A 12,070-nucleotide genomic window follows, 5' to 3' on the forward strand; every position below is an offset into this window, starting at 1 on the left:
AAAGCTCGGGGCGGCCCTAGTCGTTCTTGAGAGGTGTGAACGTGCTCGCCCCGCAGGCTTGCTGCGGGGCCTGCTCCAGGCGTCTGAATTGCCCATCCAGCCAATCAAAAGCGGCTTGCTGCTGCGGTGCCGTGAATTCGTGTCCGCCGGGCCAAACGCAAGTCTGCAACTGCTCGACGGCACCATAGGCCGACCAGACCTGCGCCATCTTGGCGAACGCTTGGCTCACCGAAGCGAGCGGAAACAAGGCATCCTGTGCCCCCGCATACAACAGCATGGGCTTGGGCGCCGCCAAGGCGGCCACATCGGGGTAGTCCAGGTAACGCGCCAAATAGGGGTGCAGCATGGCGAAGCTGGACTGACCCTTGAGCTGGTTATTGCCCGGCACCATCAAGCCTTGCAGACCAGCCATCCAGTTGACGGCAATGCTGGCCGTCACCGCGTCGGACAAGGCTGCCACCTGCCAAGCCCGCTGCGCGCCCATCGAAAAACCAAGCGCCGCAATATGGCGAGCGTCAACCTCGGGCATCTCTGCCAGAAACTTCGCCGCCCGTATATCTTCGGTCGCGATCAACGCGGCCCAGGAGCTGCCCAGATTGAACAGATTGGCCGCCAGCGCTTGTTGCGAATCACGCTCAAAGCCCGCGCCAGAGCGGTCACTCCAACCCAGCGCATCGACTGCCAAGACCACATAGCCCCGCTTGGCCAATTCGTCGCCGGGGTAGCGGCCAGAAAAGTAACGGCCAGCCCATGCGGCAGCCGCGCGTTCACGGGCCTCGTCGCCCCAAGGCTGGATCAGTTTTTCTTTGCCGATATCAAAACGCGCGCCGTGGTCATGCAAGGCCAAGACGGCCGGAAACGGCCCCTTGCCTTTTGGCAGCAGCAACAAGGCCGCGACACGGCTATCTGCGCTGACGTTGAACTCCAGCTTGCGGGCAACATAGCTGCCGCGGTCCTGCTCTTCAATCACGTGGGCCGAGAACGGGGTCAGGTCTTGCCCTGGCAACAACATCAATTCACGCGCCTTGCGCAAGCCCGCCTGGGTCCAGGCCTGGGGCTTCGCGTGATGCTCTTTCGTCCAGCCCAGACTGAAATCCAGTCTGTCGCGCAGCTGTTGGTGGAAAACCGGCAACTGGCTTTCAGGGGCGAGCAATCCAGGGTTCTGAAAATTGGCCTGGGCCAGGCCGCTTTGAAGCAGGGCTAACGAGGGCAAGGCCAGGGCCGCTGATCGCCAAAGACGCAAGATCTGACCCTTCCCTGCGTTAAAACTACACATGCTTGGCCGCCCTCATGTTTCCACCCAAATTTGCCTTCTCCATCAAGCCTGTCTGGCGCTATGCTGGCGCGAGCATACCGTGGGCTCGTCCGGTAAGAAGAACCGTGGCAAGAGCGGATTGTTCGAACACAAAAAAATGCGTCATCACGGCGCTGATGAGAACGGAGACTGACATGGGATCTGGCAGCAATATCAAAATCGGTACCCGCTTAGGTTTGGCGTTTAGCGCGGTGCTGTTGATCACGGCTTTGATTGCGGGCATTGGCGTCTGGCGACTCGGCACACTCAAGGCCGCAGCCCATGACTTGGCCACCACCGAGATGGACCGCAGCACCTTGGCCGCGCGCTGGTCGGCCAATATCAACTTGAACTGGGTGCGCACCTCGGCCGCCTTGTTTGCCAGCGACGCCGCTTATGTCAAGGCCTTGCAAGCCGACATGGAAACCACCTCCAAGCTGATAGGCGAGACTCAAAAGCAGTTGGAGCCCTTGATTACCGACGCCAAGGGCAAAGACTTGCTGGCCGAAATCAGCAAGGCGCGCGAGGTGTACCGCGGGCCACGCAGCGAATTGATGAAAAAGAAACTGGCGGGTGAAGATGTGGCCGAAACGGTCAAGTCAACTTTGCAACCCTTGGCGACTACCTATTTGGCCGCACTCGACAAGCTCGATCAGCATATGGATCAGATGCTGAGCAAGAGCCAGGCCGAAACCAATGCCGTCGCGCAGGCCGGCCAATGGATCTTGGGTCTGGGTGCAGTTTTGTCCTTGGGCCTGGGTCTACTGTTTGCCCTTTTTTCAACAAGATCGATCACGCGCCCGATCAGCCAAGCGGTATCTTCGGCTCAAGCGATCAGCGACGGCGACCTGTCCGTCAGCATTGCCGCGCAGGGCAGTGACGAGTCCGCGCAGATGCTGCAAGCGCTGCTGGCCATGCGAGATAAATTGGCCCATATCGTCGGCGAGGTCAGGGAAAACGCCGAAGGCGTCTCCACCGCCAGCGCCGAGATTGCGCAGGGCAATCATGATTTGAGTGCGCGCACCGAGATGCAGGCCAGCGCCATCCAGCAGACGGCGGCGTCGATGGAAGAGTTGAGCGCCACCGTCAAGCAAAACGCCGAGAACGCGCGCCAAGCCAACCAGATGGCGGCAACGGCGTCCAGCGTAGCCATCAAGGCCGGCGATGTGGTGAACGAAGTGGTCGAGACGATGAAGGGCATCAACGACAGCTCCAAGCGCATCGCCGACATCATCAGCGTGATCGACGGCATCGCCTTCCAGACCAATATCCTGGCGCTCAATGCCGCCGTCGAGGCGGCGCGGGCCGGCGAGCAAGGGCGCGGCTTTGCGGTGGTGGCGTCCGAGGTGCGCAGCCTGGCGGGGCGTTCGGCCGAGGCCGCCAAGGAGATCAAGTCCTTGATCAGCACCAGCGTCGAGCGGGTCGAGCTGGGCAGCAGCTTGGTCGACCGGGCAGGTGTGACGATGACCGAGGTGGTGGCCTCGATCCAAAAAGTTACCCACATCATGGGCGAGATCAGCGCCGCCAGCAGCGAGCAAAGCTCGGGCGTCGCGCAGATCGGCGGTGCGGTACAACAAATGGATCAAGTGACCCAACAGAACTCCGCCTTGGTCGAAGAGATGGCCGCAGCGGCTAGCAGCTTGCGCACCCAAGCTCGAGCCTTGGTTCAGGTGATGGAATTTTTCAAGTTGGCGGACAGGCGCGGTAAACGCTGAGCATTGCCCATGCGCACACCACGGCCCATCAGGCTTGCTGGCGCGGCTTGGTTCGCTGGTTTTTTGGGGCCCATGCTGAAGGTTTTGTTGCTTGCTTTCTGGCTCGTTGGCGTGGCCAAGGCTGACACGCAGCCCACCCAACAAACGAGCGAGTCAGCGCCTGCCGCGAGAATCATGCTGCTGGTGTCCTACCACGCCGGTATGGCCTGGAGCGACGAGCAAGTCGCCGGCTTGCGCAGCGAACTGGCCCGCTATGACCGGCCCATCAAGCTGAGTCTGGACTTTCTTGATGCCAAGAATGTGCAGCCGCTGCCAGGCTATCTCGAAAAAATAGAAGACCTGCTGCTGACCAAGTACGGCCTCTCGCCGCCGCGCCTGCTGCTGGCCACAGATGATGATGCGCTGGACTTCGCGCTGCGCCTACGGTCCCGCCATTTCCCGGCTGTGCCGATATTGTTCTCCGGCGTCTCGGGCAGTCGCCGAGCGAGCCTGCAGGCTGAGGGCAATATCAGCGGTGTGTTCGATGACGCCGACGAGAGCCAAAACCTCGCCTTGATGTTGCGCTTGCTGCCAAGAACCAAACGGGTTGTGATCGTGCATGACCAAAGCCGCACCAGCCTAGCCCAAGTGGCCAGCCTCGCGCCTGCCTTGGCCTTGCATCCGCGTCTTCAGGTCGAACATCTGACGCGGATGTCGGTACAGGAGGTGCAGGCCCATTTGCGGGCATTGAGCGAGACAGATCTTGTGCTGGCCCTGCCCTTCAATCTCGACGCCCAGGGCCGCGTCATCAGCCATGAAGAAGCCAGTGAACTCTGGGCCGCAGCGGCGGCGGCCCCATTGGCGGTCACGCGTGACGTCAGCATGCGACCGGGTGTATTGGGTGGCTATCTGATCACCGGGCGCCAGCAAGGGGAGGTTCTGGGCCGCCTGGCCCTACAGGTTCTGCAAGATCAGCGTGCGGATGACCTGCCCATGTTGGCCGGCCTGGGCGAGCCGACTTTCGAGCACCAGCAATTGCGTCGCTGGGGTATAGACGCTGCGGCCCTGCCCAGCAATGCCGTGGTGCTGCATCGCCCAGCCGATTGGTGGGCCGATCTGCGGCCCTATCTGGGCTGGCTGCTGAGCCTGTTTGGCAGCTTGTTGGTCATCATCGCGCTCTTGGTCAACGGAATTCGACTGCGCCACCGTTCGGAGCAGGCATTGCGGCAAAGCACGCAGAATTATCTGGCGCTGTTCAACGGCAGCAGCGACGCCATCCTGGTGCGCGACGGTAAAAGCCTGGCCATCGTCGATGTCAATCCGCGCTTTTGCAGCCTCTATGGTTATAGCCCGGCCGAAGCCCTTTTGCTCAGCGCGTCGCAGCTCAGCGACGAGGCCAATCTCTACACCGGGGAGATGATTACAGAGCGAATCAACAAGGCCAGAACCGAAGGACCACAGTTTTTTGAGTGGCGTTCGCGCCGAAGAGATGGCAGCCATTTTTGGGCCGATGTGTCGCTGACCTCGTTCAAATTGCCGAAGGGCGAACGCATTATCTCCACGGTACGCGATATTTCCGATCGCAAACAGTTGGAAACCCAGGCGCAGGCCTTCCAGCACCAAGTCAAGCAGATCTTTCAAAACCTGCCGGTGGCGGTATTTGTCATCGACGCGCAGCACCGAGTGACCTTCTGGAATGAGCAGATGACGCGCTTGTCCGGAGTCGCGGCGAAAGACATCATTGGCAGTCAAGAAGCTTGGCGCGGCATCTACCCCACGGCCCGGCCTTGCCTGGTTGATGCGGTGGTGGATGGCTTGGGCGTCGAAAACCTGACTCAACTCTACGGTGACCAACTCCGCAGCAGCGATGAAGTGCTTGGGGCCATGGAAGGGGAGTCCTATGTTCCCGCGCTGGGCGAACGCCCCGAGCTTTGGCTGCGCTTTTGCGCGGCGCCTTTGCGTGACGAACAGGGTCAGGTGGTCGGGGCTATTGAAACCGTGATCGATGTGACGGCGCTCAAACGCACGCAAGAAAGCCTGCTCATGCTGAATCAACAGTTGGAGGCCCGCGTAGAGGCGCGCAGCCAGGAGCTTGAATTAGCCATGGAACAACTGCTGCAGGCCGACAAGATGGCCGCGCTGGGCAGTTTGGTCGCCGGCGTGGCGCATGAGCTGAATACGCCGCTTGGCAATGTGCTGACCGTCGCCACGACGATTGCAGACGCCAGCAAAACTTTTGGTCAAGAACTGCTCGGCGGCCGCCTGCGCCGCGCCGAGGTTCAGGCCAGCTTGGACCAATTGCATGATGCCAGCTTGCTGATCGAGCGCAACGCCAAGCGCGCGGCCAAGCTGGTGGCCGATTTCAAGCAAATCGCGGTGGATCAAAGCAGCACACACCGGCGTGAATTTGCCCTGCGAGACCTGGTCAATGACACCTTGTCGATGCTGAGCAGCAGCCACCTGCTGGGCCAGGTGCAGGTTCAAGTCGATATCGACCCTGGCATTCACCTGCATAGTTTCCCCGGGCCGCTGGAACAAATCCTCGGACATCTGCTGACAAACTCGATCAAGCATGGCTTTGAAGCACAGGCCGAGGGCCGCATCACCATTCAAGCGCAAGCCCAGGGCTCCGCCGTCTCCATCAGTTATGCCGACGACGGATGCGGCATCGAGTCAGCCGCGCTGCGACATCTTTTCGAGCCCTTCTACACGACGAGGTTTGGCCAGGGCGGCAGCGGCCTGGGCCTCTACATCGTCTACAACCTTGTCACCAGCGCCTTGGGCGGCAGCATCGAAGTCAGCAGCAAGCCAGGGTTTGGATGCCGCTTTGACCTGAATCTGCCGCTGTATATGGAATCGCGCTCGAGCGGGATCTAGCCGCTCGGCCAATGGAATGCCGGCAAGCTGAGTTTCGCCGGCATTTGTGCGATGCCTAAGCCCAACAGAGGCGGCTTGCTGCTACTTGATCTGCTGACCCTCGGGCACAATGCCCGCCGATGCCGCAACTCCCGATCACCAACCCTTTCGAGACCGCTCAGCTTTTTGGTTATGCGGCCTTCGGCCTCGGCGTGGCCTGCTTTGCGCAGACCGACGACAGACGTTTCAAGATCTTCATGGCCTTGGAGTGCTTGAGCTACGCCCTGCACTTCAGCCTGCTGGGCCAGCCCACCGCGGTAGCCAGCAGCCTGGTTTCGCTGAGCCGCTCGGTGGCGGCGATTCGCAGCCGCTCACCTTGGGTCGCAGGGTTCTTCATTGCACTCAGTCTGGGTCTGGGCGCCTGGCTGCAAACCGGATGGCAATCGCTGCTGCCGATCGCCGCATCTTGCATAGGCACGACAGCACTGTTTTTTCTCAAAGGTATGCAGATGCGTTTGCTGATGCTGGTGGGCACGCTGCTCTGGCTTGCCAACAACTTAATTGTCGGCTCGATTGGCGGCAGCTTGCTGGAGGCGACCATCGCTGCGACCAATATCATGACCCTGCTGCGACTGCAGCGGCGCACAGCATGACTTCAGCCACTCGGCATAAGCCGCCAGCGCCTTGGCCGGCCCCGTGCCGTACCAGGCGTAGCCATTGCGGCGCTCCAGGCTGATGTCGTCGACATCGTCATGCAGGCTCTTGTCACGGTCACCGAACACCGGCTTCAAGGTCTGAATGTCGTAGTAGCGTGCCCAGAGCTGAGCGGCGCCGGCGCGTGGGCGCAAGCGGCGGCCCTGCGCTTCGTCAACCTTGCCCCACACCATGCCCTCAATGGCCAGCGCACGCAAGGCGGCAACGCCGGCCTCGACGGCCTGAACCACGGCCGGCGACGGTTGCGGCAAGCTCATCAAGTAAATCAATACCTGTGCGCTCTCTGCGCTGCTCAAGGCAGCGGGCTCATAGTTGCGAGCAGACACCGGCGCCAAGCTCAGGGCATCGTATTGCTGCGCCCACAGCAGCTTGCGGCCCTGCGCGCTAACTTGCGTCGCCAACAGACTCTCGATTGCACGGCGCTCCGCCAGCGCAGCTTGCTCTTGCACGCGCTTGGGCAGACCATGAAACCCCTGCTCGCCGCGCGCCACCACGCCCATCAACTCGGCCACCGCAACCATGGCGTTGTCGTTCAAAGTGATGGCGTCGTGATAACCCCCTTGCAAGGGCCAGACTTGTGGCCAGGCGCCGTTTGGGAACTGGGCCTTGAACACATAGTCCAGGCCCTTGAGCAAGCTTTGTCGAAAGACTGCTGCTTGCTCCGGCGGCAATTGCGCCATGACCTTGGCAAGAAAGCGAATTTCGGTCACCGTAGCATCGTTGTCGATGGTGCCTACATAGCTCCAGTCGGGCTCCAGCGCTTGGTCAAAATCGCCCTGCGCCGGGTGCTTTGAATTGCTATTGGCCACATAGTCCTGACCCTGCAGGCGTACCGGCCGATCACGCGGCTGGTTCTTGCCCCAGCCGCCGGCGGGTGTTTGAAAGCTGACGATATTGTTGGCCACGAGCAAGGCCTGGGCCGAGCCGTACCAAGCCACCGGCTGATTCAGCGGCATGCTCTTTTCGCTATTGCCCCCATCGGGGCCGGCTGGCGAGGCTACTTTGCCCGCACGCTCGGCCGCCAACGCGGCCTTGTCGGCGGCGCGTTGCTGGGCTGAGTGTTCCAGATATTGGCCCCAAGCCCGCCGCAGATCGGCCGATTCGAGCTCGCCCAGACGTTCGGGCGTCAGCGGCACGACCGGGGCGTTGACGCCAATCACGGCGGATTGAACAGTGGACGCGAGGCCCAGCAACAGCGCTGCAGCCCAGCGCAAACGGGATGGAGGAAATTTCACGATCACTGCTGTTCACTTTCCTTTGGGGTGACTGCAACGCATCGCCTAATGCGAAACGTCATTCAAATCGAGGTCATACTTCTTGAAATCAAAGTCAATGCCGGTCACCGCTGAATTACTCAGTTTGAACACCCGGCGCTTGCGCGGCTCAGCCGCTTCAATGCTCTGGCGGAAATGCAGCTTGAACAAGCTCAACAGCGAACCATCGGCATAGGCCCGTTTGAGCCCTAACTCCACACGCTGACGGGCTGACTGATTGTCTTTGTGGGTATAGAAAAACTGTGGCATCGCATAGCTCAGCATGAAGCTGTGGTCCAGCACCAGCTCGGGATGGGCTTGCATTTCTCCCGCCACATCATTGATGCCGCGGCACAGCAAATCGAACCTGTCTTTGTTGAGCATGGCGAACAGGCTTTCATAGGAAGGCACCTCTGCAACTTCGAAGCCATTGCTGCGCAGCACATTCACGTCTTGCCAACCCGCTCCCTGGCCGATGCTGAATTTCTTGAGCTCAACCACGTTGTCAATCTTGGCCACTGCCGCGCGCGCGGCCGGCGCGGTAAAACAGACGCGGTAGCCGACAACGCCCAGATGCAAAGGGAAGCGCACATAGTCGAGGCCGTCCTTACCAAAGGCCTCATCAAAGGACAAGACCGCAAAGAAGTTGGGGTGCACATTGCTCTTGGCGACCCGGATATTGCGCACCTTGTTCATACGGTCCTGGTGTTCGAAGCGGTAGCCGCCATGGCTGGCCACCGTCTTGTCGAGCGCCAAGCGCAACAAGTCGGTCGTGTAGTCGAGCCGTCGATCGTTATCGCTCTCTGGCGAACGATAGCTGACCACCAGATCGTCCGCATGGACTGGGCTCAAGGTTGCCAGCACCAGCATCAGCAGCGACGAACGGAGCCACCTGCCGGCAATCACAAACAAATCAAGGCCCCGCCTCTCAGACATGCGGCATCAGCGGATCGCTGGCCGCCACGCAGCGCTGCTCCTGCAGGCCCAGGCCCTGAATGCCCAGACTCATGCGGTCGCCGACCTTGAGGTACCAGGGCTCGGGCTTCTGGCCCAGACCGACCCCGGGGGGGGTGCCCGTGCTGATCACATCACCGGGCTGCAAGGTCATGAAGCGACTGATATAGCTGACCAGGGCGGCGATGCCGAACGCCAATTGCCGGGTCGAACTGTTTTGTACCCGCTGGCCATTGACCTCCAACCACAGGGTCAGGTCTTGCGGATCGGCGATTTCATCGGCTGTCACCAACCAGGGGCCAATCGGCGCAAAGGTATCGCAGCCCTTGCCCTTGTCCCATTGGCCGCTGCGCTCGAGCTGAAATTCACGCTCAGAAATGTCGTTGACGATGGTGTAGCCGGCCACATGGGCCAGCGCCTGCTTTTCGGTGACGTCGCGGGCGGTACTGCCTATCACCACACCCAGCTCGATCTCCCAATCGGTCTTGCGCGAGCCGCGCGGAATGATCACGTCGTCATAGGGCCCGCAGATCGCGCTGCTGGGCTTCAAGAACAAGACCGGCTCGGGCGGCAAGGCCAGCCCGGCCTCGGCCGCATGGTCGGCGTAGTTGAGGCCAACGCAGACAATCTTGCCGGTGCCGCCAAAAGGCGTGCCGTAGCGTTCGGACAAAGGCACCAGTGGCAGCTTGTCCACATCCAGCAGGGCCAAAGCGGCCAAGGTTCGCGGGCTCAGCTGCGCCGGGCCGATATCGCTCAGCAGCATGGACAGGTCGCGGCGTTGGCCGTCCGAACCCAACACTCCGGGTTTCTCATGACCGGTTGGACCCCAGCGTAAAAGCTTCATTTCACGCCCTCCAAATTGCGAGGCCAGAGCATGGCCCAGCCCGCCTTTGGACTCATGTCTTTCAGATGCCATTCGGCCGGATTGAAGGCCTTGCTGGTGGGGGCGAAGCGCGGATAGCCACTGGCATTCTCCACTTCCGAATCGATGATCTTGCCGCGACTCTCGGCCACGTCGGAAAGCAGCTTGAAGTCGATGGGGTCACGGTCCCAGGGCCGCGCGCCTGCCGCCAGTGGCAGCTCGCGCTCAAGTTTTTGCACCGGGTAAACCTGGATGTCGTCCGGCAGATAGGGCTTGCTGGCCGGGCGGATTCGGGCCTGACTGGCCGTGTAGACGCCGGTCTGCGCGAGTGCCTTGCCGACATCGTCAACCGCCAGGTTGTCCTGCAAAAACAATTCCACATCGCCAACACCGCCGAGCGCGAACAACGGCGTGTTGGGCTTGCTGTCCGGCCCTTGGCGGTAGACATTGCCCACCAGCGTGACCCTGCCGGTTTGCGGCGCGTGACCTGCCCATTCATGCGCAACCAGGTTGTAGTGCACCGCCTTGGCGCCGGGGTTGTAGATCAGGTTGTTGACCATGGCCGCGCGCACGCCGCCCTTGAACAAGGCATTGCGCTCCTGATTCGAGGCGTAGATATTGGCGTAGAGCAGGATGCCATTGGCATTGTCGTGAATCAGGCTGCCCTTGGAATGTTCGCCCTTGTTGTGGACCGAATTGGCCAGGCCTTCATAGATCAGGTTGTAGCTGTAGGTGATCGCATGCGAGGTATTGCGCCGCCATTCGTCGGGGTTGGCGCCGTCAAAGCGCGGGCCGCCGACCGACAGATTCTCATCGGTCGCCCAGGACAGGCTGCAATGGTCGACGATGATGTGGTGGGCAGCGCCGGTGGTGGAGATGCCGTCCTGATCGCCGCCGCCCATTTTGGGCCGGCCGAACTCACCCGGCCTGAACATCAAGTGCTGGATGATCACCTGATGGGTGGCTATATTGGTTTCCGACTTGATCAGGGTGATGCCGGGCTTGGGCGCGGTCTGGCCGGCCACGGTCAAATAGGGGTGGCGAATGGTGATGTTCTTGCCGCCCATATCAATCACGCCGCCAACCTCGAAGACAACGATGCGCGGCCCCTCGGCCTCGACCGCCTCCCGGTAGGAGCCTGGCCCCGATTCGTTCAAATTGCTCACTCGGATGATGCGGCCGCCCTGCCCGCCCACCGTGCCTGCGGCCCAGCCGAGGATGTCGTAACTGGCGGGGTTGAGCTGCGCCAAGACGCGCAAGGCTCCCTGCGCTGAATCGGCTGCGGGCAACGCCAAGGTCTGACCTGCGGAAGCAGGCTTGCTGGCAGGCTCACTCAATGGCGGCGAAGCAACCGTCATCAACACGGCGGCACCAAGGCCAATACCAACGGCGAGGCTGATCAGTTTGCTGATTGGGTGTTCTTTGGCTGGCCGATTCCGGTAGGTGCTGTTCTTCATTGCGCAGCCGCCTGCTGTTCAGCCAACAGATCGGCCATCAACTCGGGCGCGATCAAGGCGCCGCGGTGCTGTATCACCCGTGCCGCCAGGCGATTGCCGAAGCGGGCCGCCTCCAAGGCCGAAGCGCCCACAAGGCGGCGGCTCAGATAGCCGGCCGCAAAGGAGTCGCCGGCGGCCGTGGTGTCCACCACCTTGGGCACATGCTCGGTGGTCGCTTCCTGCCAGCCCAGCTCGATCGCGTCCGGCGCACGCACCAAGGTCGCGGCCTTGCCGCGCTTGATCACCAGCTCGGGCGGCGCCAGCGCTTGCGCGGCGGCCACGCCCGCCTCCAGGGTGGGCAGGCCGAACAGCGTTTGATGATCGTCCGCCGTCACCAAGGCGATGCTGGCCAGCTCAAACGCCTGCAAGAAAGCGGCTTGCGCTTCGGCCACACCCTGCCACAGGCGCGGCCGGTAGTTGTTGTCGAACACGACCATGGCGCCGCGCTCACGCATCGCTTGCATCAACATCAACAGCCGTTGGCGCCCGCCGGGCGGCAATATCGCCAGGCTGATGCCGCTCAGATAGAGCGCGTCCCAGCGATACAGGCCTTGCTCCAGCGCCGTGATGCCATCATCGAACAGGGCTTTGGCGGCACTCGTGTCGCGCCAATAGTTGAAGCGGCGCTCGCCCTGCGCATCGACTTCGATCATGTAGAGCCCCGGCATGCGGCCGTGAATGCGCCGCACCAAATCGGTCTCGATGCCGGCCGCGGCCCAGCGCTCCAGCATGCCGCTGCTCAGGCTGTCGTCGCCCAAAGCCGTGGCGTAATGGCTGCGAACACCGGCTGCGGCGCCGCAGCGCGCCAGGTAAACCGCCGTGTTGAGGGTGTCTCCGCCGTAGCTCTGCTGCATCGCGCCAAAGGCCTGGCCTTGCAACTCCAGCATGCATTCCCCCACCAGGGCCACCTGCATCGTTCTACTTGTTTTCATCGGATATTTTATATT

Annotated in this window: 9 protein-coding genes; 3 read left to right on the forward strand and 6 right to left on the reverse strand. The window is 61.6% G+C overall.

Annotated elements, in window-relative coordinates; translation table 11 throughout:
- Positions 1-16 precede the first annotated feature (16 nt).
- The gene (locus LNV07_RS04090) at positions 17-1,276 is read right to left on the reverse strand and encodes a dienelactone hydrolase family protein (protein ID WP_263569906.1); all 1,260 of its coding nucleotides are present in this window, start codon (positions 1,274-1,276) and stop codon (positions 17-19) included.
- A gap of 173 nt (positions 1,277-1,449) precedes the next feature.
- On the opposite strand from LNV07_RS04090, the gene LNV07_RS25430 reads away from it, so the two are divergent.
- The 3 genes from LNV07_RS25430 to LNV07_RS04110 all read left to right on the forward strand — a co-directional run bounded on the left by LNV07_RS25430 (position 1,450) and on the right by LNV07_RS04110 (position 6,497).
- Positions 1,450-3,009: a methyl-accepting chemotaxis protein gene (locus tag LNV07_RS25430; protein WP_318013676.1), complete on the forward strand. Its 1,560-nt coding sequence runs from the start codon at positions 1,450-1,452 to the stop codon at positions 3,007-3,009.
- Positions 3,010-3,183: 174 nt separating this feature from the next.
- Positions 3,184-5,865 carry a sensor histidine kinase gene (locus LNV07_RS04105; protein ID WP_263569907.1) on the forward strand — a complete coding sequence of 894 codons (2,682 nt, stop codon included), beginning with the start codon at positions 3,184-3,186 and terminating at the stop codon, positions 5,863-5,865.
- 119 nt (positions 5,866-5,984) lie between these two features.
- Positions 5,985-6,497 (forward strand): YgjV family protein, encoded by a 513-nt coding sequence (locus LNV07_RS04110; protein WP_263569908.1) that lies wholly within the window; start codon positions 5,985-5,987, stop codon positions 6,495-6,497.
- Here the strand turns inward: LNV07_RS04110 and pelA are convergent.
- From pelA to LNV07_RS04135, 5 genes are read right to left on the reverse strand one after another with little or no spacing between them, the layout of a single operon-like run.
- Positions 6,402-7,793 (reverse strand): pectate lyase, encoded by a 1,392-nt coding sequence (gene pelA / locus LNV07_RS04115; protein WP_263569909.1) that lies wholly within the window; start codon positions 7,791-7,793, stop codon positions 6,402-6,404. The two genes, LNV07_RS04110 and pelA, sit on opposite strands and share 96 nt — an antisense overlap.
- A 45-nt stretch (positions 7,794-7,838) precedes the next feature.
- Positions 7,839-8,747 carry a hypothetical protein gene (locus LNV07_RS04120; protein WP_263569910.1) on the reverse strand — a complete coding sequence of 303 codons (909 nt, stop codon included), beginning with the start codon at positions 8,745-8,747 and terminating at the stop codon, positions 7,839-7,841.
- Positions 8,740-9,609, reverse strand: a complete 870-nt coding sequence (locus tag LNV07_RS04125; RefSeq protein ID WP_263569911.1) for a fumarylacetoacetate hydrolase family protein — start codon at positions 9,607-9,609, stop codon at positions 8,740-8,742. The genes LNV07_RS04120 and LNV07_RS04125 overlap by 8 nt, the downstream gene beginning before the upstream one ends.
- Positions 9,606-11,084, reverse strand: a complete 1,479-nt coding sequence (locus LNV07_RS04130) for a pectate lyase family protein (protein ID WP_263569912.1) — start codon at positions 11,082-11,084, stop codon at positions 9,606-9,608. The genes LNV07_RS04125 and LNV07_RS04130 overlap by 4 nt, the downstream gene beginning before the upstream one ends.
- Positions 11,081-12,055, reverse strand: a complete 975-nt coding sequence (locus LNV07_RS04135) for a sugar kinase (protein ID WP_263569913.1) — start codon at positions 12,053-12,055, stop codon at positions 11,081-11,083. The genes LNV07_RS04130 and LNV07_RS04135 overlap by 4 nt, the downstream gene beginning before the upstream one ends.
- Between the last annotated feature and the right edge of the window lie 15 nt (positions 12,056-12,070).

The organism is Roseateles oligotrophus (genome assembly GCF_025717515.1).
GTDB classification, from domain to species: Bacteria; Pseudomonadota; Gammaproteobacteria; order Burkholderiales; family Burkholderiaceae_C; genus Paucibacter_A; species Paucibacter_A oligotrophus.

Coding starts and splice junctions, on each gene's coding strand:
- LNV07_RS04110 (WP_263569908.1), top strand. CDS start 5,985: ATGCCGCAACTCCCGATCACCAACCCTTTCGAGACCGCTCAGCTTTTT.
- LNV07_RS04105 (WP_263569907.1), top strand. CDS start 3,184: ATGCTGCTGGTGTCCTACCACGCCGGTATGGCCTGGAGCGACGAGCAA.
- LNV07_RS04125 (WP_263569911.1), bottom strand. CDS start 9,609: ATGAAGCTTTTACGCTGGGGTCCAACCGGTCATGAGAAACCCGGAGTG.
- LNV07_RS25430 (WP_318013676.1), top strand. CDS start 1,450: ATGGGATCTGGCAGCAATATCAAAATCGGTACCCGCTTAGGTTTGGCG.
- LNV07_RS04135 (WP_263569913.1), bottom strand. CDS start 12,055: ATGAAAACAAGTAGAACGATGCAGGTGGCCCTGGTGGGGGAATGCATG.
- LNV07_RS04090 (WP_263569906.1), bottom strand. CDS start 1,276: ATGTGTAGTTTTAACGCAGGGAAGGGTCAGATCTTGCGTCTTTGGCGA.
- LNV07_RS04130 (WP_263569912.1), bottom strand. CDS start 11,084: ATGAAGAACAGCACCTACCGGAATCGGCCAGCCAAAGAACACCCAATC.
- LNV07_RS04120 (WP_263569910.1), bottom strand. CDS start 8,747: ATGTCTGAGAGGCGGGGCCTTGATTTGTTTGTGATTGCCGGCAGGTGG.